We start from the raw sequence: 23355 nt of genomic DNA, 5'->3' as shown, positions 1-23355 counted from the left end.
CCGTTGACCGTCTCCGCCCCACTCCCCCACCCCGTCCGGGTCCGTTTCCCCCGGCTCCTGCTCCTGGTCGCGGCCATCGCGACGATGCTCGTCGGACCGGCCGTGGTCGTGCCGACGTACACGAGTTCCGCCTCGGCCGCCGTCTACAGCTCGTGCACCATGGCCCGCTGCGCGGACGCCCGTACGGCGCGCAGCGGCTGGGCGGCCAAGGGGTTCCCCACCGCCCGCAACTGGTACTCCTGGAGCGGCGGGCTCGCCAACTTCGCCGGCGGGCAGTTCTACAACCGTGAGGGGCAACTGCCGGCCGGCGCCACCTACCACGAGTACGACGTCTACCCGCGGACGCAGGGTGCCGCGCGGGACGCGTACCGGATCGTGGTCAACCGGAGCACCGGGGTCACCTGGTTCAGTCCGAACCACTACACCGACTTCTACCGGCTCTGACCTGATCGTCGTGGGTCGGGTGGACCGGCGTCCGCCCGACCCCGACACGGGGGTGACCGGCCCGAGACGACGATTCCGACTGTGGGAGAGCTTCATGCCGGAGGACGACCGCCTGCCTCGGTGGCTGGGGGTGACGACCGTCGCCGCCCTGACGACGGACGCGACGGTGCTGGACGGCGCCGCCTGCCGGACCCGGGCCGGCCTGTACGCGGAATGGGCCCGGGTACTGCACTTCCCCGACCACTTCGGGCACAACTGGGACGCGTTCGCCGACAGCCTCCGCGACACCCTGCCGGTCACCGGTACGACGCTCGTCCTGAGCGACGCCGGACAGCTCCTCGTCGACGAGGCACCCGCCCAGCTCGGTACGCTGCTCGCGATCCTGGACGAGGTGGCCGCCGCGGATCCCTCGTTCCGGGTGGTCCTGCAGACCGCCCCGGTCGGAGCGGCCGACCTGGTCCGGCGGCTCAGTCGCGGTTCTCGTTCACCCAGTTCCGGCCCAGGGTGAACGCCTCGACCGGGGCGCCGGTGCCGGCGCCGGGCGACGCGCCGACAGCCGGCACCGACGGCGGTGATGCCGGGGCGTTGTACGGTACCCAGCACTCCGTCCGCGAACGCTGGTAGGGGAACATGAGCGCCGCTCACCGGCCCACCTTCAAGACATCGATTTTCCTGAGCTACCCCAAACCCTGCATGGACCAGCAACAACGGTTCATCGACCGGCTCTGCGACCACCTGGACAGCCGGGGCTTCGCGCCACGCACCCTGGGCGTCACCGACTACGACATGGACGCACCGCTGAAGGCGATCCGTCGGCTGATGCGCGAGTCGAACGGCTTGATCACGGTCGCCTTCCGCCGGACGTACGTCGAACACGCGGTGGGCAACCATCGGACCGACCTGGCCGGCCGCGAGAGTCACGACCTACGGGAGGTCTGGTTCACGAGCCCGTGGTCGCACATCGAACCCGCCATGGCGTACCAGTTGGGCCTGCCGATCCTGATCCTCAAGGAGAGCAAGGTCGTCGCGGACGGACTTCTCGAACGCGGGGTTGTCGGGACGTACCTGCCGGAGTTCGACGTCGAGGACCCGGCCGAGGAGTATCTCGAGTCGCCGGAGTGGCGACAGCTGATCGGGCAGTGGGAGGGCCAGGTCCGCCAGGTGGTCGACCGCAAGGGCAACCCGCCGCAGCTCTACTGATCCGGGTGCCCTCGGGGCACGGGAGCAGACGGCCACCTTGTGGCGGGCGGTGGCCGGTCAGCCCGGGTCCGACTCGACGTACCGGGTCAGGCCGTCGGCCCGGGCCCGCAGCAGCTCGGTCAGCAGCACCCGTCGCGACGCCGGCAGCAGCGACCGGGCCACCTCCGGCGCGAAGAAGCCGTGCCCGGCCAGTTCGCCGGGGTCCAGTTTGATCGCCGCCTGCCGGTCGGGCGGCAGCAGAGCACCGTCGAAGACGAAGAACAGCGTGCCGTCCGGACCCTCCGCCGTCCAGGCGACGACCAGCAGGGCTCCGATCGGGACGTCGAGCCCGAGCTCCTCCCGTACCTCCCGGACGCAGGCGACCCGGGGTGTCTCGCCGGCGTCGACGCCGCCGCCGGGCAGGTTCCAGAACTCCTTGTACGTCGGATCGACAAGCAGGATCCGGTCGGCGTCGTCGAAGAAGGCCGCCCCGGACACGACCCTCGGCCGGGCGGGCGTACGCCCCGGCCCGGTCACCCTCTCGGATCCCCCGCCGCCTCCCCGTCGGACGCGACCCCACCGTCGGACGCGGCCTCCTCGGACGCGGCGGCGCCGAGCGTCGCGCAGGCCTGCTCCGCGACCCGTTCGAGCTGCTTGGTGGCCTCCACCGAAAGGCCCCGCTCGGTCGCCGTCCAGGAGATCCACGCCCGCGCGACCTCCGGCAGGACGTGTACGACGTCCGGGTCGCCCACCGCCTCGGGCCCGAGGCTGGACAGCCCGAGCACGGCCTGGACCCGGCGGGGACCGAGCTGGAGCGGGTGGCAGGCGGCCTGCTCGACGAAGTGCGCGACCAGCAGGTCGACGGCCCGGGTCGTCGCCCCGGTCCGGGGGAGCCCGGACGCCGCGTCGGAGTCGAGGAAGTTCCGCTTCAGGAGTTCGACCTCGACGTTGCCGGGGAACGGCTCCGGTGGCGCGGCGGCCGGACTCAACGCCCGGGCCCGGGCCAGCGTCAGGGCCCGCATCTTCCGGTACGCCTGCGGCAACGGCCTGAGCTTGTACTCCGGGTTCTCCGACAGCTCGTCCGAGGTGGCGATCGCGTCCTCGATCAGCCGGCGGGCGTACGCCGGGTCGAGCGGTTCGCTGACGATGCCCTCACCGCCGCCGTCGGCGCCGCCGAGGATGCCCCGCAGCGCGTCGACGTCCATGCTGAGGGTCAGCTCCCGGACCATGCCGCCGCCGAGGGTCCGGTCGATCAGCATCAGGATGCCGTGCGGGTCGTCGCCGTCGTAGGAGAAGGCGCAGAGCAGGATCGCCGTCTCACCGAACTCGTCGTGCGCCCACCAGCAGCCGTCGACGCGTACCCGGCCGAGGGTGTCCGTCCAGGACGGCTCCGGCTGCCCCTCGGCGACGAGCCGGTCGGCGTTCAGCCGGGCGAGGTCCCGCTGGGTGTCGACCGGACTCATCGCCTGGAAGGCGCGCAGTGCCGCCACCGCCGTCGGGGTGCGCCGTCGACCCAGTTCCTGGATGACCCTGGCGTCGGACTGCACCGCGACGGCGAGCGGCAGCGAGAGGCCCTCGGCGCTCTCGTGCGCGAGCAGCTGCGTCATCCCCTGTTCGACGGACCAGGGTCCGCCGGACATGATCGAGAAGTTCCACTCCAGGAAGTTGGCGCTGGCGGAGGTACGGATCAGGTCCGGCTCGCTGTCACCCATGTGGCGATTGTCGCAGTCGATCCCCCCGGAAGCGACGACCGTCGCCGTACGCGCCGTCGGGGTATCCGGCCGGCCGGCGGCGTCCCTGAACGGGAACATGCCGGGACATCCGTCCGGTGCGTAGACAGGGTGATGGTGGGTCGGGTCCGTCGAGGACCCGCTGGATCGTGAACTTCAGGGGCGAAGGGAAGACGGATGTCGCAGCCGACCGAGGCGTCGACGGCGGAGAAGGAGACCGGCCCGGCAGCGGCCGCCACGGCGGAGAAGGCAACCGCGACCGGGAAGGCGGGAACCGTGGAGCAGGCATCCGCCACGGCCGAGCAGGTGGGCACCGCGAAGCAGGCGGGCGCCACCGGGGCGCAGCCGGACCGGACGCCCGAGCCCCTGGCCGAACCCTCGCCGGAGGCGTCGCCGGTTGCCCGGCCGCGCAGCGCCCGGGGCGGGTTCGTCGGCGCCTTCACCCGTACCGTCCGCCGCGACCAGCCACGCTCGCCGATGGGCCAGGTGGCGATCAGCGCCCTGATCATCGTGGTGCTCGCGGCCGTGGTGGTGGCCAGCGGGGCACTGCTGCGCGGCGGCGACAAGCAGACCCGGACCGCCGCGGAGTCCAGCGCGGCTCCGTCCCCGTCCGGCACCCGGACGCCCGGCACCACACCGGTGGCCGGCCGACCGGGGGCAGCGGCTCGACCGCCGGTGGCGACTCGACCGGCTCGTCGGCATCCTCCACCGACTCCAACACCAACACCGTCCGGACCACACCCAAGCCGGTGGTGACCTACACCGGCGTCGCCGGCCGGGGCTGCACCAGCCCCGGTACGACGTACACCGAGCACGGCTGGTACACCAACGGCGACGCCGGCTGGTGGACACTCGCCCACGGCAGCTACACCGGCAACGGCTGCAACGGCCAGTTCACCGACATGCCGATGTCCGGCGACGCCAACCGGGACACGGCGGGGCAGGCCATCGTCTGGGGCTTCAAGGTCGGCAGCCGGGCGCAGCAGTGCACGCTGTCGCTCTACGTACCCACCAGCGCCAGCTCGCGCGACGTGGCCGCGACCAACGCGCACTTCGCCGTCGTACACGGCACCACGATCGACAACACCACCTACGTCAACCCGTCCGGCGACAAGTACGTCAACCAGGGCGCCCACCACAGCAGCTGGGTCACGCTCGGCACCTGGCCGGTGCACAACGGCATGATCGGCGTCAAGCTCACCAACCGTGGCAACCCGTACGGTTACCCGATGACGTACCCGCACCTGGCCGGGGGTGCGGTCAAGGCGCGCTGCGTCGCCGAGTGACGTGCGGACGGCCTGGGAGCGGGTGGCGCCCCGCGGTTGGGGCGCGCATCGCAGCATCGGCGCGGCGGTTCGGTCGGCCGCGCCCGGGGCCACGATCTCGGTCCAGCCGGGCGAGTACGTCGAGCGGCTGATCCTGGACAAACCAGTGGTGATCCGGGCCGAGGGCGGCCCGGGCACTGTCCGGCTGACCGGTGCCGGTGGTCCGGCGGTCACCCTGCTCGCCGAGACCGGCGGTCTGCACGGGCTGACCGTCGAGGCGACCGACGGCGCGGTGGCGGTGCTCGCCGAGCGGGGCGCGGTCACCGTGGAGGGCTGCGAGATCCGGGGCACGGTCCAGGTGGTCGGTGACGCCGCTCCGGTGCTGCGGACCTGCCGGGTGACCGACGCCGGAGTGGTCCTCGACGACGTGAGCCGGGCCCGGCTGGTCGACTGTACGGTCACCGGCGCCCCCGGCGTCGGCATCCTGGTCCGGGGCGACGCGGAACCGGAGCTGACCGGCACCCGGGTCAGCCACACCGGCGCCGACGGGCTGGTCTTCGCCGGTGCCGCCCGTGGTCTGGTCGACGACTGCGAGGTGAGCCGACCCGGTGGTGCCGGTCTGGTGCTGCGCGAGCAGGCGGCGCCGACGGTACGCGGCACCCGCGTCCGCGATCCACGTGGCGACGGGATCCGGGTCGAGGGTCCACCGCCGTTGGAACCGGACGGCGACGGCGGGCCGGCGGCGTCGGCCCCGGCCGCGACCGGGGCGAGCACCGGCGGTCCCCTGCTGGAGCGGGTCGAGGTGGCCCGGGCCGCCGGCTTCGGCGTCTGGTTCTCCGGGCGGGTCGGCGCGGTGCTCCGCGACGCCACGGTCACCGACCCCGGACGTACCGGGGTGCTGGTCGCCGACGCCGCCCGGGTCCGGGTCGACGGCGTCACGGTCAGCCACGCCGGGAGTTCCGGCCTCGCCGTACGCGACCGGGCCGAGCTGGCGGCCGACCGGGTCACCGTCGAGCGGGCCGGCGCCAACGGGGTCCTGGTCCGCGACGACGCGAGCGCCCGCCTCACCGACCTGCGGCTCGGCGCCACCCGCTACACGGCGGTGCACGTCGGCGGCCGGGCCGAGGTCGTCGTCACCCGCGCCGAGCTGCACGACACCCCGGAGTTCGGGGTACGCGTGGTCGAACGGGGCCTGGCCGCACTGGACCAGGTACGGATCCGGGCCGCCGAGATGGGCGGTTTCGACGTGGCGGACCGGGGTGACCTGACCGCGACCGGTTGTACGGTCGTCGGCGGCGCGACCGGGTCGACGCTGGCCAGCCGGCACCGCCCACTGCTGCGGGACTGCGAGTTCGCCCGGAACGGGCAGACCGGGGTGCTGGTCGCCGCCGGCACCGGCGCGTTCCTCTCCGGCTGTGTCATCCGGGGCAGCGGCGACGTCGGGCTGCGACTGGCCGACCACGGCACCGCCTGGGTCGACGGGTGCACCATCTCCGACACCGGCGGCACCGGCCTGGTGGTCGGCGCCGGGGCCCGCCCCACGGTCCGGTCCAGTACGGTCTCCGACACCGGAAAGAACGGCATCTACCTGCATGCGGAGGCGCACGGAGCATTCGACGACTGCGTGGTGTCCAGGGCCGGCTACCCTGCGTTGCACGTCGGCGCCGGCGCCGATCCGACGTTCCGGCGGCTCCAGCTGACCGAGACGGCGCGCGGGGTCAGCCTCGACCCCCGGGCCGAGGCGAGCTTCGCGGAGTGCAGCTCCTCCGGGGTCGCCGCGGACGACCTGCCGGCGTCGGCCCGCCCGGCACGCACCGCCGTACTCGTCGGCGCGGCGGCGTCCGGCGGGCCGGTGCCGGGCCCGACCGCCGGCCGGGACATCCCGGCGACGGCCGGCGAGTCGCTGCCGGAGCTGCTGGCCGAGCTCGACGGACTGGTCGGGCTCGCCAGTGTGAAGCAGGACGTGAGCCGGCTCGTGAAGGTCATGCAGATGGTCCGGCAGCGGCAGGAGGCCGGGCTGCAGCCGCCGCCGCTCGGCCGGCACCTCGTCTTCGCCGGCAACCCCGGTACCGGCAAGACCACCGTCGCCCGGCTCTACGGGCGGCTGCTCGCCGCGATCGGACTGCTTGCCTCCGGTCACCTGGTCGAGGCGGACCGCTCCATGCTCGTCGGCGAGTACGTCGGGCACACCGCGCCGCGTACCCAGGCGGTGTTCCGGCGCGCCATCGGCGGGGTCCTCTTCATCGACGAGGCGTACTCGCTGGTGCCGACGGGCCAGGGCGGTGACTTCGGTCAGGAGGCGATCGTCACACTGGTGAAGCTGATGGAGGACCACCGCGACGAGGTGGTGGTGATCGCCGCCGGCTACCCGTCGGACATGGACCGCTTCGTCGCCTCCAACCCGGGTCTCGCCTCCCGGTTCACCCGTACCCTGACCTTCGCCGACTACACGCCCGAGGAGTTGGTCCGGATCGTCGGCCAGCAGGCCCGCGCCCACCAGTACCGGTTGGCGGAGGCCACCGGCGTCGCGCTGCTGGAGCACTTCTCGGCCCTGGAACGGGACGTCCGCTTCGGCAACGGCCGGGCGGCCCGGCAGACGTTCCAGGACATGACGGAACGCCAGGCCCAGCGGGTCGCCGAGGTCGCCGACCCGACCGAGGACGACCTGATGCTGCTCGTCCCGGCGGACCTGCCGGACCGAGTCGCCTGAGGGTGCCGTCAGTCCGCATCGCGGGAGGAGTTAACTGGTCGGAGGCCGTTTCACTGTGCGTTAACTCGCGCGGCCCACGCTCGTCACAAACCCCGGCCATTGTGATTAACCGCCCAGTGGGCTCACTACCGTCGGTGGCCGCGACTACGATGCCTGAGCGGGGTTGGACTGATGGCAGAACATTCGGCAGAGAAACGGCAGCGGTGGTGCTGATCTCCTCCATGTCGACGCGGGACGGGTCGACGCCCTCCCACCAACGGCTACCCGTGGCGGCGGACGCGGAGCTTCCCGCGATGATCACGCCCCGGACGACCTTCGGCAGACTGCTCCGCGAGGCACGACTGCACGCCGGCCTGACCCAGGAGGAACTCTCCCTCCGTTCCGGTCTCGGCGTCCGTACCGTCGGGGACCTGGAACGCGACCGCATCGCGCGGCCACACCGGCGGACCGTCGACGCGTTGGTCGGCGCGCTGGATCTGCGGGGCGCGAAGGCCGAGACGTTCCGGGCCGTGGCCCGGCCGGTCCGCGAACCCCGGACCGGCCCGGACGAAACCCGGTCCCAGCCCGAGCGGGCGGAGTCCTGGGGCCTGCCCGCCGACCTGTGCGACTTCGTGGGCCGGGAGGCGGACCTCGACCGGCTGCTGCTCTGGGCGGAGCGCACCACCGACCTCGGCTCCGCGCCGGTGCTCATCTCCGGCCCGCCCGGCGTCGGCAAGACCTGCTTCGCCGTGCACGCCGGTCACCGGCTCGTGGAGCACTTCCCGGACGGCCAGGTCTTCGTGGACCTGCAGGGTCTGGGCCCCCGGCCGCGTCAGCCCCACGAGACGCTGGGTCTGCTGCTGACCGGTCTCGGCGTCCCCGAGGCCGAACTCCCCACGTCGGTGGAGCACCGGACCGGCCTGTTCCGCGCGCTGTCCCGGGACCGCGCCCTGCTCGTCGTGCTCGACAACGTCGCCGACGAGGCGCAGATCCGGCCGCTGCTCACCGGCGAGGGCCGGGCCCGGTTCGTCGTCACCAGCCGCCGCACCCTGGCCGGGCTGCACGCCGGACAACGAATCCAGCTGAGCCGGTTCAAGCGTGGGGAGGCGCTCACCCTGCTCGGGCTGATCAGCGGCTGGCACCGGCTGGTCGCCCAACCCGACGAGGCGACGCAGGTGGCCCGGTTCTGCGGTCACCTTCCGCTCACCCTGCGCATCGCCGGCAACCGGATGGCCGTACGTCCACAGTGGGCCTTCGGCGATCTCGCCTGGCGGCTGCGCGACGGACGCACCCGGCTGTCCCGGCTGGTCGCCGGCGACCTGGCGGTACGCCCCGTCCTGGAGAGCTCGTACCGGCTGCTGAGCCGGGACGCGCAACGCCTGTTCCGGCGGCTGGCCCTGACCTCGGACGGCATCGCCTCCGTACCGGTCGCGGCGACCCTGCTGGAGTCGGACCCCGACCGCGCCGAGCAGACGGTCGAGGAACTGGTGGACGCGAGCCTGCTCGCCCCGACCTCGTCGCCCTCGCGGTACCGGCTGGAGGATCCGCTCCGGCTGCTGGCCGAGGAACTGCTTCAGGTGCAGGAGCGGGTGACCTTCGTCCCCCGGCTGCTCAGCCAGCTGATGACAACGCCGGGACAGTCCGCCGTCAGCTCAGCTCCTCAATCATCTTCTCCATCGTGCCCGCCATCGGAGCGGTACGACGGGTGAGCAGTTCGGTGGAGCGGTCCTCGCAGTCCCGCACCGCCGCCAGCACCTGATCCGCCAGGCGGGTCGGCTCCTGCTCCATCGCCCCGGGGGCGATGGTGAGGGCGGCGAGCTTGCCGGAGCGCATGGTGGCCCGTACCGCGCCGTCCGGTGAGCTGCCGTACACCTCGACCGCCTCGAACTCCTCGCGGGCGCGCTGCACGTCGCTGCTGAACCGGGCCAGTTGCTCGGTCAACTGGCGGAAGTCGGGCATGGTCATGGACAAGTTGTATCCGCCGGTGACGGCTACCGGACAGTACCCGTTCTGGGACGTCGTGACGGGGCAGACGAGGGCCGGTCCACTCGCTATCGTCGTGGACGAGTTCGGTGAGCGGCCCGGCACATCCCGTACAGCCCGCCACCGACAAGCCGGCGATCCGCCTGCGGCCGGCCGCCCGGAGAGTGGGCGGATTCACCGGCAGATTCGGCAATTTTCGGATTTCCGCCACTGATCCCGCCTGGGCAACCCGGGCTTCTCGATCTTGCATGGGACGGGGGACACCGTTTTGGTGTCCAGCCCGCCGCCGCACCACCCGCCCCGACCGGACGGGCCGCGGCAGCGGCGAGGTGTCGGAGCAGACCCGCGGGGGAAGCAGTCATGAACAGCGTCGACGTCCGACCGGACGACGCGCGGCACAGCGGCGGGGGGCCGCTCCCGCTCGCCGTCGTGTCCGGCAACACCATCATCCGCAGCGGTCTGGCCCACGTGCTGGCCGAGGCGCCCGGGGTGGCGGTGCGGTACGGGGTGGAGAGCGTCACCGCGCTCCCGACCCGGGACGACCCGCCGGCACTTGTCGTCCTCGACCTCTACCCGCAGCGCAGCACCCGGATCGGGGCGAGCTTCTGGGCGCTGCTGCCACCGGGCAGCCGAGCCATCGCCCTGTGCCGGCCGGACGACCCGCCGAACCTGCCCGCCGCGCTGCAGGGCGGGGCACACGCCTTCCTCACCCGGGAGTCGGAGGCGGCCGAACTGCTGCTCGCGGTCGAGACCGTACGCCAGGGCGGCCTGCACGTCTCCGCCGATCTGCTCGGCCACCTGGTCCACCAGACCACTCCGGAGCCGGCCGGTCGGGAGCCCCAGCTGGCCAGCCGGGAGATCGAGACGCTGCGGTGGGTGGCAAAGGGCCTGACGCACGGACAGATCAGCCGCCGGATGGGGCTGACCGAGTCGACCGTCAGCACCTACGTCAAACGGATCCGGACCAAACTCAACGCCGGCAACAAGGCCGAACTGACCCGGCGGGCGATCGAGCTGGGCTACGTCTCAGCCCGGTGAGCAGGCGGCGCGGTGGACCGGCCCGGCGGGTGGTCCCGGCGGGGACATCCGATTGGTAACTCGCGGGGCCGTGGCCACGGTGTGAACCTGGACTGGGTCCGTCGGCCCGCGCCGCGGCAGCGCCCGGGGTCCCGACACCACCCGGGTACGGCCCGACGGTCCCGCGAGCACCAGGAATCGACCGTACTCCATATGGAGCAGCCATGACCATGCCAGGCTTTCGCGTCACACCGGAGATGGTGCACGGCGCCTCGATCAACTGCAGTCAGACCGCCGACCAGGTCTGGCAGCAGCTCGCCGTACTGCGCAACTACGTGGTCGGCCTGGAGGCGACCTGGCACGGCATCGCCCAGGACACCTTCCAGCAGCTGATGACCGACTGGGACATCTACGCCCGGATGATGCACGACGCGCTGACCAACATCAGCCTCGGCCTGCAGGGCAACTACGTGAACTACACCGACACCGAGGCGGAGAACGTCCGCAACCTGCAGCCGGTCAACGGTCAGCTGATGCCGGGTCAGGCCGGCTTCGACCTGCCGCCGGCCCGGTTCTGACCCGCCGATCCGCCCGTCCGTCCACATCGTCGCCCCCGAAGGAGACCCCAATGCCCGGCGGCATCGACTCCCGCGAAATCGCCGTACCCCTGGACCTGGAGCACGCCGGTCCGTACCTGAACAACATGGCCCAGACCATCGAGGACGAGCTGATCAAGCTGCGCAACCAGCTCCAGCCGGTGCTGGACAACTGGGACGGTGAGAACAAGCGGTACTACGAGGGCCTGCAGCAGGAGTGGAACGTCGCCGCCGAGGGACTGCTCGGGCCGGAGGGCGTTCTCGGTCAGATCGCCCGCGCGATGAACATCACCTGGCAGAACTACACCGACTGCGAATGGGCCAATGTCGAAACCTGGAAGCACTGAGGTCCAGCCCCGCTGCCTCGTCACCGTCGTCGGCACCGGCAAACGGGTCGACCTGGCGGTACCCGCCGACGCGCCGATCGCCGAGTACGCCGACCTGCTGGCACGGCTGGTCGGGCAGGACTCCGACGAGGCGCTGCCGCCGACCTGGAGCCTGGCCCCGGTCGGCTCGCCGCCGCTGCCGGTGACCAGCTCGCTGACCGGCGCCGGCATCGTCGACGGCTCCGTGCTCTATCTGCGCGACGTCCTCGACGGCGAGGCGGACGAGCCGGTCGTCCGCAGCGTCTGGGAGGTGGTCTCGGAACTCGGCAAGTCCGGCCGCGGCCCCCGGTGGGACATCCGGGCCCGGGGCCGGGCCGCGATGCTGCTCGGCGCCGGCTGGATGCTCGTCTTCCTCGGCTACCTGGGCGTCGTCGGCCGCAGCCGGTTCCTCGTCGCGATGCTCGCCGCGATTGTCGGAATCGGGCTGGCGATCACCGCCCGGCTGCTGCAGCCGTACCCGAGGGTGCTGCCGCACCACCTGCGGACGCTGCTGGGCTGTGCGGTGGTCCCCTGCATGATCGTGGTGTCGCTGCTGAGTCTCGGTCCGCCGAGCTGGGATGTCCGGCACCTCGTCTACGGGCAGATCGGGACGGTGCTCGGCCTGGTCATCGCCCTCGTCGCGGTGCCCGGGGTGATGCTCGCCGCGGTGACGCTGCTGGTCGTGGCCGCCGGCACGATGACCACACTCGTGATCGCGCTCGGCGCCACCCCGTCCGCCACCGCCGCCACGGCGGTGACCGTCGGCACGCTCTTCCTCGCCGTCGCTCCCCGTACCGCCGGTCTGCTCACCGCCGCCTCGTGGCTGCGGATGTCGTCACCGACGGTGGAACCGGACGCCGACCCGGACCGGCTCGGCGACCGGGTGCTCCGCGCCCAGCGCACCCTGGTGCTGCTGATGGGGGTCACCTCGGCGTACGTCGCGGTGGCGCTGCTCGTGCTGACCCGCGACACCTCGGTCTTCTCGCTCGCCCTGGCCGCGGTGGCCGTGGTGGCGCTGCTCGTCCGGGCGGGCACGTTCGAGTTCACCACCGAGGCGATCGGGCCGGTGGTGGCCGCGATGGCGGGAGCGTTCGGGCTGTTCGCCGCGCTCGCGCACTGGACCGCGACCGAACCGCTGGTGCTGCCGCTGGCGCTGCTCGCCGGCGTGGTGGCGGTCAGCGTCGGGGTGCCGGTGCTGCTGTGGCGCTCCGGTACCGGCGGGGTCGACGACAGCCGCCACCAGCGGTCACCGTTGCGGGCGCTGCTGACGACCTGTCAGCTTCTCCTGCCCCCGCTGCTGCTCGGCGTCTACGACGTCTACGCACTGCTCTGGAACCTCGGCCGCAGCTTCTGACCGACGTCCGGTCCGGGGTCGCCGTCCGGGTGCGCCGCCACGAACGGGGACGCTGTCGCCACGTGACGTACGGGCCCGTCGAGGGCGAGCCGCCGTGCCCGACCCGGGTACGGCGGCTCGCCGTTCTCCCGGGTCCGTGACCGACGACCGCGACCCGCTGTGAAGGGAAAACCGATGAACTGCTTCCGTCCCGCCCCCGGCACGGTGGTGACCCGGTGAGCGAGGGGACCCTGGCACCACCGCCCCCGTCCGGCTCCGGCAGCCCCTCGGCGACCGGCGGTCCGGCCGGGCCGCAGCGGTTGTCGAACCGGTGGGGACGGACCGTCGGGCTCTCCTTCGGCGGGTCGGACAACGACCTGGCCGACCTGGTGGCCCGCTGGATCGCCGACTGCGACCGCGCGTACGCCCGCCACCACGAGGCACCGTCCGACGGCACGGCGCGGTTCCGGGACCTCACCGTGCCGTGGGTGGCGGAGACCCGGACGTTCGCGGTCGTCTCCCCACCGGCAGTCGACGGGGCGACCCTCGCCCGGCTGGTCGCCGACGAGGGCTCCTTCGCCGGCGAGTACGCCGACCCCGACCTGCCGGTCCGGTCCATCGCGGTGATCGGCGGGACCGTCGGGGCCGACTTCGGCACCGCGCTGCGGGCGCGTGGCTTCGACGTCACGGTCTACACGTCGTCGACCACCAGTGGCGTCGTCCCGCAGGGCACCGACGACACGTACCCCCGGGGTGGTTTTGTCGTCGAGGCCGGCGGCCACCTCACCGTCTTCGGCAGCGGGCTGACCCGGTCGCAGGCCGACATCACCACCCGGGAACTCGTCGAGGCGCACCGCCTCGGCTGGCGCTACGCCGGGACCCCGACCGCCGACGGCCGGCCCGTCCCGTTGCTCGACCGGGTCGGCACGCTCGACCTCGTCGACCGGGTCCACACCGCCGCCCGTGACCAGCTCGCCCAGGATCCGACCCGGCTCGACCTGGCCGGACTGACCGGGCTCGCCGGCCGGCACGAGCAGCCGGACATCGTCGTCCGGGTGGTGGTGGAGCGGCTGCGCGCCGCGTCGCTGCTGGACCGGGTACGGGCCGTGACCGACCTGGTCCGCGACGAGGACGGGCGGTGGCGGGCGGCGCCGGTGCCCCCGCACGTGCGACGCACGTACACCGCGGTCGGCCACCACGACGCCGACGGCACCCGTCCGGTGCGGTTCGGCAGCGGACTTCCGCTGCGCTCGGACGACGCCACCCGCCCGCCGGCGCGGCTGACCGTACCGGTCGGCGACCCGCCGGCGGACCCCCGCTCCTCGGTCGACCTGGTCGCCACCGCCTCGTGGCTGGCGGAGACGACCTTCGACCGGTCCCGGTCTCCCGGGGGCCAGCGGCCGCCGGTGGTACGGACCAGCGGGGCGACCGCCCGACCGGTCGTGCTGACCCGGGAATCGCTGCGTGCTCTGGTCGCGGAGAACCTGCGGGTCCTCGGCCTCGGTCCGGAGGAGACCGAACGGCTGACCGGACGGGTGGTCGCCGGCGCGGCGTACGGCGGATCGACCCCGGGCGGCCGGGACGGCGCCGGCCCGGACGGGCAGACCCTCGTCGAGGTGTCGGAGGAGAACGTTCCGCCGGTGACCGGCTTCGGCCGCTGGGCACCGGCGGCCGACCCACCGCCCGGCGTCGCCCCGGAACAGCTGGCGTTGGCGCTGTTCCGCACCGCCGTCCGTGGCGAGCTGACCGCACGCGGGCTGCTGCCGACCCCGACCGGGGCCGACCCTCGGGTGGCGGACCGGGTACGCGCCGAGGCGGTCCGCGCCCACCGGCTGGAGCCGGTGGACCGGCTGCTGCTGACCGAGACGGTACGGGCGTCCGGCAGCGACATCGCCGCCGAGCACGCGGCCCTGCTGGCCGTCGAGTCCGTGGCGGCGACCGCCCCGCCGCCCGGTCACGCCCTCGCGGTGTCCGAACTGCGGTCGGTGGTCAACACGCTACCGGCCACCCCGGACGGCGTACCGACCCCGGCGGACCACCTCGCGGCGGTCGCCGGCCTCGCGGCAGCCCTGCACGGCACCGACTCGGTCGACGGTCTGGCCGCGCCCACCGACAGCGACTCGGTCGCCGGCCTGGCCGCGCCCGGTGACAGCCCGGCCGGAACCGGCGGCTGGGCTCCGGTGGCGTCGCTGGCCGGACTCGCCCACGAGGTGAACCGTCCCAGCCGGCTCGACCCGCTGGACGCTTCCACCGCGACCGGTCCCCGGCTCGCGCTGGTGCTGCTACGGATGCCCGACGGGCAGGACGACCAGGCGCTCGCGCTGGTCGCCACCACCACCGGTGTCCGCTGGGTCGATCCGCTGCGCCGCCGGATCCATTCGGTGGGCGAACTGCCCGCACCGGTACGCGACGCGGTCGGCGCCAGCGCGGTGCTGGTCGACGTCGACGGTCGGATCCAGCCGGGCGGTGACAACTCCTGGTCGACCGGCACACCGGCCGGGAGCGGACCGGAGCCCCACGAGGCCGCGCCGCCACCCGGGACCGCCGCCCCGCTCGGTGGTGGTCTGCTCCGGCTGCTCGACGACCTCGTCGACAGCAGCGGACCGGCGGACCGGGACGCTCTCGTCGCGGCCCGGCAGTTCGGGTACGAGGTGGCGGGTCACCTGCTGGCCGCCCGGACCGGTACGACACCACCGGTCGGGGAGATCCCGGCCCACGCCGCCGCCGACCGGTCGGTCGCCACCACCGTCGAACTGATGACCCTGCTGCACGTGCAGCTCTCCGACGTGCTCGCCGACCAGGCGAACCCGGGCGCGACGGTGCGGTCCGGGACCACCCTGCTCGCCCGGCAACCGATGCTGACCCAGTGGGAGGCGGCCGGCCCGCAACTGCAGGACTTCCTCGTCCAGCACGCGCCGGTGATCCGTGACCTCTTCGCGGCCGGTTTCACCGCCCGGTTCCCGGACTTCGCCGCCGATCTGCGGGCGGAACGTGGGCTGCCGGACGACACCGAGCTGGACCTCTGGACGGTGCCGCTGCTCGACGCACGCACCGGCGTACCCGTCACCACCGCCGGGCAGTTCGTCGCGGAGCTGCTGCACCCGGATCCGACCGCACCGCGGATCACCCCCCGGACGCTCGGCCTGGCCCTCTCCCCCGGCGGCGCCGACCTGGATCTCACCCCGGCCACGCCGGAACCGGAGCCGGAGCCGGATCCCGATCCGCTGCCGAGTCCGGACCGCGACCCGGCGCCGGCACCAACGCCAGCACCGGCCGCTGTTGTCCCCTTCCCCCAATCGGAGGCGGACGGCGACAGCCTCCTGCTGATGATGGAACGCCTGCGCCCCCTGCGGGAGTACGCACAGCGCGCGGCGGAGACGGAGTCCGCTCCCACGGTCGACCTGGTCGTGGTGGCGGCGTCCGGTGCCGCCGACCGGGTCTGGGTCGAGGTCCGGGTTCCGGGCCGGGTCGATCCGGTGAGTCTCGGACCGGATCCGACAACCAGTGGCCTGCTCGACCCCACGCTGCGGGTCGCGGCGACGATCCGGGTCAACCCGGAGCAGTTGACCCGCGCCGTACTGTTCAGCCTCGAACACTCCGACCTCTGGGTGCGTTCGCTACGGGACGGCAACTCGGAGTTCGTCCGGAGGTTCGCCAGGACCGCCGTGGGTCACCCGATCACCGACGCGCCGATGGACGCCACCGTGGGCGAGTTCGTCACGGCAATGCTGGGCCACTCCAGCCGGACCTGGTCGGACGCGACCGACCCGGTCACCACGTTGGAGCGTACGGACGCGGCGGCCCTGGCCTCGGCCGCGTCCTCGCTGGCCGGGCGGACCGACCGGACACGGGTGGACGAGGCCCGGTCGTGGGCGGCCCAGCAGGTGGCGCTCGACCACCAGCGCCCGCTGGTGACCGGGTACGTCGGCACCACCCGACGAGCACAGCTGGACCTGCTCGACTCGTTCACCACCCTGGTCGCGGCGGAACACGTCGCCCGTGGCGAGGGCGCCGCGCGCGACCTGTCACAGCGGCTCGGACGGACGTACGGCACCCTGCGCGGCTTCACCCTGCTGCCCCCGCCGGCCCGACGGTTCGACCTGTCCCGACCCGAGCCGCAGGAGTGGGTGACGAGATTCGTCGAGCTCGCCCGCCCCCTGCAGGAGTACGCCCGGGAGGAGGCCGGCAACCCGACCGCCGACATCGAACTCGTCCTGATGGCCGCGCCGTCCCGGGTGCTCGCCACCGATGCCGCGTTCAGCCCGGGACACGCGGTGGTGGCGATCCGGCTGCCGAACGGGCGACAGGTCGCCCTCGGGTTCTATCCGGACGAGGGCCTGTTCGGCGCGCAGGGCAGGATCAACGACGACACCCGGTACCTGCTCGCCCGGCACGCCCGGGTGCTCGGGGTCCACCACATCACCGCCGGACAGCTCGCCGACGCGTACCTGTTCGCCGTGGCGCGCTCCGGGGAGAACTACCATCTGTTGACCAGCAACTGTGTGGTCTTCGCGACCCGGCTCGTCGGCGCGGCGCTGGGGCGGGACGTCGTCGACCCGACGGTCACCACGCCGGACAACCTGATCGCCACGCTGAGCCCGGACTCGAACTGGTCCTGGGCCGACAGCAGGAGCCCGGACATCGTACGGCTGACCCCGGTGCACCGAGACCAGCTCGACGCCGCCCGCCGTCACCTCGACCTGCTGGGCGAGCGCACCGAGGCGTACGGCGAAGCCCTCGCCTGGGCCGGATTCCAGGTGGCGGTCGACCACCAGCGTCCCCTGGTGACCCACCGACCCACCCCCCGGCAGACAAGTCAGTTCGCGCTGCTCGACGCGTTCACCACGATGGTGGCGGCCGAGTTCCACGCCAGCGGGGGGACCGCCGCCGCCGCGCTCTCCCGCGCACTCGGGCACGCCTACGGCACGCTGCGCGAGCCGACGTCGACCGGAGGCGCCGCCGCGTACGAGGTCGAGGAGCCGGACCTCGGGTCACCGCGTCTGCCGGAGGACTCACCGCGCCTGCCGGAGCAATCGGCGCGCCTGCCGGAGGGCGGGCGGCCGGCCCGGGCGACGCCGCCGTCCGGTCTCGCCCTGACGCCCGACGTCGACGAGGAGCCGCCCGCCGGCGAGGTCCTTTTCAGCGCGGGCAGCGACGTGTTCCGCTCACCGCTCCCGACGTTCGGGGACCGGTCCCGTCTCACCACCGGCCGGGCCGGGCCGGGTGAGCCTGTCCTGCCGCCGGCGAACTTCGGCACCGACCGGCGGCCGACCCCGGCAGCCGCGCTCGGTGGCCCGGCCGAGACGGTGCCGGCTGGGCCGTCGCCGGCCAAGACGGTGCCAGCCGAGACGGTGCCGGCGCTCGGTTGGGGGGCCGCCGGTCCGGTGCTGCCAACCGAGGACGAGCTCACCAGGGCACTCCGCAAGCGCAGCCAGGAGCGCTACGAGCAGCTGTTGGCGCAGGCGCGCGACCTGTATCCGGAGGGGGCGGGCCGGTCGCTGCGGCTCGAGCTGCCGGGCCTGCGCAGCACCGCCTACGTCCTGGACCGGTACGGCCCGGACGAGGCCGCCCGGGTGGCACGCTGGTACGCCACCGGCGAGTCACCGCCCGGAACGGACACGCCCCGGCTGCCGGCGACGCCACCCGTTGTCGACGACGAGTTCCTGACCCGGGTCAACCGGTGGCTCACGGACCACGACCATCCGCCGGTGGACGCGGCCGAGGCGACCGCGCACCTCACCGAACTGCGGCAACAACATCCCCTGCCGAGCAACCCGGTGGGGTTGGCGGAGTGGACCGCGCACCACATCCGCACCGGCACCGTGCCGGGCCTGGACGGTGGCAGCCACGACAGGTCGGCGTCCCTCCCCGCAGGGATGGCCTGGTGGTCGGCGCCCACGCCGTCCGGTGCGGGCACCACGGCCAGCGGGATGGCCGAAGACGCGGGCCCGCCGACGGTAGAGCAGCTCACCCGGTTCCTGGTCGATCGGTACCGGCCGAACGCGCGGGGCGTGGGCGGACCGGCCGGGCCGGCCGGCGACGGTACCGTCGGGTCGATCGGTCCTGACTACTTCGGCACCCGAACCAGCCCGGAGCCGCCGGCGTTCCTGTGGAACTACGACTTCGACGCCTTGAAGTCGCGGCAGCGGGCCGGATTCTTCCGGGCCATCTCGTTGACCAACGGCGGCACCCCGAGGCGGGCTGACGTCGACCCGAGAAACCTGGTCGCCGACCCGGACTCGGTCGTCGGTGAGCCCCGGATTGCCGGGGTACGGGCGGGACGGATCACGGGACGCCGGATACCCCGCATCGTGCACGCGATCTGGTTGGGCGGGCCGTTGACCGGCGAGGGACAGCACGCCCAGTCCCGCCACAACCTCGAACGTGTGGTCGAGGCGTCCGGGGGTTACCAGGTGGTGTTGTGGACCGACGTGCCCCGGGCGCAGATCGAGCGGGCCCGCGGGATGCACCCGCCGCCCCGGCCCGGGACCGTCGAGGCGAATGTCCTGGACATGGTGAACTGGGCCCGAGAGCACGGTATCCAGTTGGTCAACGTGGACGAGGTGTTCGCCGGCCCGAACGCGATGTCGGTCGAGGCGCTCTACCGCAGTGAGATGTCCCGACGTACCGGTGCCGGTTACGGAACCGCCAGTGACCTGCTGCGAATCGAGATCCTGGAGCGGTTCGGCGGTGTCTACACCGATGTCGACAACCAGATCCAGGGTCCGTTGGACCCGATGTTGGAGCATGTGCTGGGCACGCCCGGCGGGTACGGGTTCGCCCGGCTCATCACCCGGGTCAACAACGCGGTGGTGGTCGCCGCCGCCAACACCGGGCTGGGACGGGCGTACGCCGCCTCCGTGTCGGACAACTACACCCGGCCGGCCGGGATCAACAACGTGCTCGACCCGAGTCGAGAAATCCCCGCCAACGTCCTGGCACTCGCCCGGCAGGTGCACAGCCACGGCTACACCCAGGTACGCAACGAGGTGATCCACCGTACCGGCCCGTCCGAGCGGGTGCTCGGGCCGATGGCCCGACAGCTCCGCCTCGACGGTCGGTGGCAGTTGCCGGACCTGGGCGACGAGGACCGGTTCTTCTCGATCGGGCAGGAGCACACCTGGCTCGCGGCGCCGACAGCGCCGCCTCCGGTGGTGGACGCCGCGGCGACCTACGCGCGGATCGCCGACGTCGCCTCGACGCTGGTCGCACAACTGCACAACAATCCCGGCAACCTGAACCTGTCGATGGTGCGTCCGGTGGTGGAGCAGGACGCGAACCCTGCCGTGGTGTGGGACGCGGTGATCGAGTTCATCGCGGGTCGCCGGGAACTGCGTGAGCGGATCACGTCGGTGAGCGACTCCTTCGCCGGTCGCCAGGACCCGATCACCCGGGCGCGGCAGATCACCCCGGTGGTCCTGCCGCCCCGGGCAGCCGCCCTGCTCGGCCAGCTTGTCGACGCCGCCCGCGATCCGCTGGGGCGGGTCAGTCACGAACGGGGCGACGACCGCGTCCGTTGGGTGCGACTGCGGGATCCGTCGACCGCGACCGGGCTGCCGCCGGCGTCCGTACCCACCGGCCAGGGCCGGGGCGGGCGGTCCGGGACGAGCCGATCCGGAGCAGGTTCCTCCGGGGCAGGTTCCTCCGGGACCGGCTCGTCCCGCTCAGGTTCCTCCCGGCCGAACGTCGGCACGTCGTACCGTGGACCCGACCCGTCGCGGTTCGACGGCTCCGGCTCCTATTGGGCCGGTGCGGCCCCGGAGAGCGGGCCGGACCAGGTGGTCCCGTCACGGTTCGCCGACGACAAGACCGTGGGGGCCGCGTACCCGTGGCTGACGGCGGTCAATCCGGACGCGTCGGTCACGAACTGCGTGCTGACCGCGATGGTCACCGACATGAACCTGGTGCCGGGTGAGGAACTGGTCTGGCAGGCGCCGGCCGAGGGGATCATGCCGGAGTCGCACCTGGTCGAATACCAGCGGGACCGGCTGGGCCTGCCGGCCACGGACTCAATCGTGTACCGGACCGCCCTGGAACCGGTGCTGACCGTGATGGGCGCGGCCGAGGTCGGAGCGCGGGGCATCCTGCTGGTACGCCCGCCGACCCCGGCGTCCGCCGGAACGGAAGGAGAGGCTGGGGCCGGCGTCTCGCACGCGTTCAACCTGGTACGGGACGCGCACGGCGTCGTACCCCTCGACGGGCAGCGTGGCGGTCTGGCCCGGATGCCGGCGGAGGTCGGGGAACTGTTCTTCCTCCCGCTGACCCCCGGCATCAACCCGCCACCGGGCTCGACCCGGGTCGACCCGGACCAACTGACGGGTGGGGAGGCCGGGCTCGGCGGCCGTGAGACCGAGGTGCACAGCGGCTACCTGACCTTTCCCGACAACGTCGACCGGCGCCGCCTGCCCTGGCTGGCCCGGCATCCACAGACCGGCATCGAGGTGGTCCTCGACCGGGGCACGTTCCGGTTCCTGCACAACGGTCAGGTCTGGCAGGACGTGCCGGGCCTGACGGAGCAGCAGGTACGGGATACCGAGATTCTGCCGATCATGGAGTTCGTCGACACCAGGCCGTTTCGCATGCTGCCGGGTGAGATGGGCATGGACCGGTGGGACGCGGCCGAGGCCCTCCGCCAGGCGATAAACCAGATCGCCCGCTCGTCCCGCCGTCTTCTTGCCCCGAATTCGCGGGAGTACTCGGTCCGGCTCACCGACCTGCTGCGGGCCGTCGACGGGTGGACGCTGCACGAGCAGGCCCGGCACGCCCACTTCGTTCCCGTACGGCCCGGCAACGTCCCCGACCTGTACGCGCACATGAGCTTCGGCGCCCGGCTCCGGGCCCTGAGGACGATCATCTCCGGGGTGGCCGGGATGACCTGGCTGGAGAACCCGAGGTTTGACGCCGAGTGGGCCGTCGAATTCGCTGAGGAGATCACCAGCGGGCTGCGACAACGGGCGCAGCTCTCCCCGGCCGAGGTACGGGACATCGAGGGACTGCTGGCCCTCGCCGCGATGCAGGTGACCGGGGTGATCCTCAGCACGACGGCCCGGAGCGCCGGGAAACACCACGTGGCACTGGTCGCCCGGCAGCCACTGTGGCGGATCCGCCAGGGGTTGAGCCCGGCGGCGAGCCGGGTGGTCCACGACTACGCCTCGTGGATCCGCGCCGTCTTCGAGCAGCGTTTCGGCGAGCAGTACCCCGACTTCGAGCAGGACCACCGGACCTTCACCGGCCGGCAGGGCGGGCCCGCCATCAGACCACTCAGCGTCGCCGGTGCTGGTAGCTACCTCGACAACGCTCTGCTGCACACCGGCGCGGTCCGCCGGAGTCAGGGCGAGATGCTCGGGGTGAACAGCCAGTTCGACAACCTGGTCGACGGGCTGATCGTGCTCGAGGCGCGGGCGCTGGGCTTGCGTTTCATGGACCTGGGGCCGCTGGAGCGGACGTACTCGGACCTCGAGCGGATCGTCCGGGACGCGCACGTCGAGGCGGCCGGTCTGCCGACCGCCTCTCATGGTTTCCCCCTCGGGCCGGTGTCCCCGGACGGGGTGCCGGTCGGGGCCGACGGTGTCCCGCTTCCGGTGGTGTCGCGGCTCGAACCGGGCGGGAACAACGTGTGGTACGCCGACGGCGCCGAGGTGTTGTGGCGCCAGGTGCCGGAGGCACGGGACGGTTGGGCCCTGCTCACCGATGCCGAGTTGACGCAGTTGGCCGGGCGGCCGTTGCTGGAAGCCGGCCGGGGTGTGCCCCTGCTGGTGCACCCGGCCGGCCAGTTCGTGCGGGTGCCGGTGAGGCAGGCGGAGGGCGCGGTCCGCGAGGTCCTGCTGACCCCCGAGCAACTGGCGACGATGCTGGCGGCGCTGCTGCCGGCCGGCGCGGACGTGACGCTGCTCTCCTGCGCGACCGGGGCACTGCCGGACGGGTTCGCCCGGCGGTTGGCGCAGGCGGGCGGCTGGCACGTGGCGGCCCCGGTGACGGACCTGTTCGTCAGCCTCTCCGACGAGCGGGCCGAACTCTTGACCGTCGGCGGGGAGAGCTGGCTGCTGTTCACCCCGGGCAGCGAACCGTGGGATGTCGTCAACGACGAGCTTCCGCTTCCGGGCGGATCCGGTGGTCACCTCACCCTACGGAGTCCGTACGACGCCACCGTCCGGCATCCGTTCGACGGCATCGGCGCGGTACCGTCCGCCGGCACTCCCCCGACCGCCGCCGGCTCCCGAACCGCCGGCACTCCCCCGACCGCCGCTGCTCCCCCGTCCACCGAGGCCGACCTGCCGGAGACCGTCCGATCGCTGCTGAACGTGGCGCGGAGGCTGCCCGAAGGGGCGTACCGGGCCGGCGGTCAGCCGTTGGTCGACTTCCTCGACGCCCGCTTCATGGAGATCCGTCACCGGGGTCAGCCGGAGATGGAGGGGATGGCGGTCGCCGACTGGTTCGACGAGGCGGTCGCCGGAGGTACGGCCGGCGTCCTCCGCACCGACTCGTGGCGGCGGGTGCAGGTGGCTCTCGAGATTGCCAACGACAGCGGCTTCGTGGTGGTCCTGCCCGACGACACCCATCCGCCGTCCGTGCTCGCCCACGGCGAGGACGGGCAGCTCTGGCAGATCAGCTTCACCCCGGAGGGACCGGTTCCGGTGCCACTGACCATGGACGGGACGCCACCGCCCCGGCAGATCATGGTTTTCAACAGGTGCAGCGAGGTGCTGCTCCTGCCCGGCGGGTAGGCCGACGCCCCCGCAGCGTGCGGCCCGCCG

15 protein-coding genes are annotated in these 23355 nt (G+C 73.0%); 12 read left to right on the top strand and 3 right to left on the bottom strand.

What is annotated here, in order from left to right; translation table 11 throughout:
* Nucleotides 1-84: 84 nt before the first annotated feature.
* From ABGB05_RS31190 to ABGB05_RS31180, 3 genes are all read left to right on the top strand, one after another.
* On the top strand, nucleotides 85-444 hold the full coding sequence (locus ABGB05_RS31190; protein ID WP_347657531.1) for a ribonuclease domain-containing protein: 360 nt from the start codon (nucleotides 85-87) through the stop codon (nucleotides 442-444).
* A 94-nt stretch (nucleotides 445-538) separates the two neighbouring features.
* Nucleotides 539-952, top strand: coding sequence for a barstar family protein (locus ABGB05_RS31185; RefSeq protein WP_347657522.1), 414 nt, complete (start codon nucleotides 539-541; stop codon nucleotides 950-952).
* A gap of 185 nt (nucleotides 953-1137) precedes the next feature.
* Nucleotides 1138-1644 (top strand): hypothetical protein, encoded by a 507-nt coding sequence (locus tag ABGB05_RS31180; RefSeq protein ID WP_347657521.1) that lies wholly within the window; start codon nucleotides 1138-1140, stop codon nucleotides 1642-1644.
* A 57-nt stretch (nucleotides 1645-1701) separates the two neighbouring features.
* Here the strand turns inward: ABGB05_RS31180 and ABGB05_RS31175 are convergent, their stop codons facing one another.
* Both ABGB05_RS31175 and ABGB05_RS31170 read right to left on the bottom strand, forming a co-directional pair.
* Complete coding sequence (locus ABGB05_RS31175) at nucleotides 1702-2160, bottom strand: NUDIX hydrolase (RefSeq protein WP_347657520.1); 459 nt, start codon at nucleotides 2158-2160, stop codon at nucleotides 1702-1704.
* Nucleotides 2157-3335 carry a hypothetical protein gene (locus ABGB05_RS31170; protein ID WP_347657519.1) on the bottom strand — a complete coding sequence of 393 codons (1179 nt, stop codon included), beginning with the start codon at nucleotides 3333-3335 and terminating at the stop codon, nucleotides 2157-2159. The genes ABGB05_RS31175 and ABGB05_RS31170 overlap by 4 nt, the downstream gene beginning before the upstream one ends.
* A gap of 195 nt (nucleotides 3336-3530) precedes the next feature.
* On the opposite strand from ABGB05_RS31170, the gene ABGB05_RS31165 reads away from it, so the two are divergent.
* From ABGB05_RS31165 to ABGB05_RS31150, 4 genes are all read left to right on the top strand, one after another.
* The gene (locus ABGB05_RS31165; RefSeq protein WP_347657518.1) at nucleotides 3531-4109 is read left to right on the top strand and encodes a hypothetical protein; all 579 of its coding nucleotides are present in this window, start codon (nucleotides 3531-3533) and stop codon (nucleotides 4107-4109) included.
* Nucleotides 4103-4639 carry a hypothetical protein gene (locus ABGB05_RS31160; protein ID WP_347657517.1) on the top strand — a complete coding sequence of 179 codons (537 nt, stop codon included), beginning with the start codon at nucleotides 4103-4105 and terminating at the stop codon, nucleotides 4637-4639. Before ABGB05_RS31165 ends, ABGB05_RS31160 begins: the two co-directional genes overlap by 7 nt.
* Before the next feature lies 1 nt (nucleotide 4640).
* Complete coding sequence (locus tag ABGB05_RS31155) at nucleotides 4641-7328, top strand: right-handed parallel beta-helix repeat-containing protein (protein WP_347657516.1); 2688 nt, start codon at nucleotides 4641-4643, stop codon at nucleotides 7326-7328.
* A gap of 206 nt (nucleotides 7329-7534) precedes the next feature.
* Nucleotides 7535-9016: a helix-turn-helix domain-containing protein gene (locus ABGB05_RS31150; protein ID WP_347657515.1), complete on the top strand. Its 1482-nt coding sequence runs from the start codon at nucleotides 7535-7537 to the stop codon at nucleotides 9014-9016.
* Here ABGB05_RS31150 and ABGB05_RS31145 read toward each other — a convergent pair.
* Complete coding sequence (locus tag ABGB05_RS31145) at nucleotides 8955-9272, bottom strand: YbaB/EbfC family nucleoid-associated protein (protein WP_347657514.1); 318 nt, start codon at nucleotides 9270-9272, stop codon at nucleotides 8955-8957. The genes ABGB05_RS31150 and ABGB05_RS31145 overlap by 62 nt on opposite strands.
* A 378-nt stretch (nucleotides 9273-9650) precedes the next feature.
* On the opposite strand from ABGB05_RS31145, the gene ABGB05_RS31140 reads away from it, so the two are divergent.
* The 5 genes from ABGB05_RS31140 to ABGB05_RS31120 all read left to right on the top strand — a co-directional run bounded on the left by ABGB05_RS31140 (nucleotide 9651) and on the right by ABGB05_RS31120 (nucleotide 23325).
* Nucleotides 9651-10328 carry a response regulator transcription factor gene (locus ABGB05_RS31140; protein ID WP_347657513.1) on the top strand — a complete coding sequence of 226 codons (678 nt, stop codon included), beginning with the start codon at nucleotides 9651-9653 and terminating at the stop codon, nucleotides 10326-10328.
* Nucleotides 10329-10531: 203 nt separating this feature from the next.
* Entirely contained in the window at nucleotides 10532-10885 is a 354-nt protein-coding gene (locus ABGB05_RS31135; protein ID WP_347657512.1) for a WXG100 family type VII secretion target, read from the top strand.
* 50 nt (nucleotides 10886-10935) lie between these two features.
* Nucleotides 10936-11250, top strand: coding sequence for a WXG100 family type VII secretion target (locus tag ABGB05_RS31130; RefSeq protein ID WP_347657511.1), 315 nt, complete (start codon nucleotides 10936-10938; stop codon nucleotides 11248-11250).
* Entirely contained in the window at nucleotides 11228-12622 is a 1395-nt protein-coding gene (gene eccD, locus ABGB05_RS31125) for a type VII secretion integral membrane protein EccD (protein WP_347657510.1), read from the top strand. The genes ABGB05_RS31130 and eccD overlap by 23 nt, the downstream gene beginning before the upstream one ends.
* A gap of 215 nt (nucleotides 12623-12837) precedes the next feature.
* Nucleotides 12838-23325, top strand: a complete 10488-nt coding sequence (locus ABGB05_RS31120; protein ID WP_347657509.1) for a TcdA/TcdB catalytic glycosyltransferase domain-containing protein — start codon at nucleotides 12838-12840, stop codon at nucleotides 23323-23325.
* Nucleotides 23326-23355 lie beyond the last annotated feature (30 nt).

It is taken from the genome of Plantactinospora sp. B5E13, assembly GCF_039871775.1.
GTDB lineage: Bacteria > Actinomycetota > Actinomycetes > Mycobacteriales > Micromonosporaceae > Plantactinospora.
Note: the sequence above shows the minus strand (reverse complement) of the source record. Positions and strands in the feature narration are given on the sequence as shown.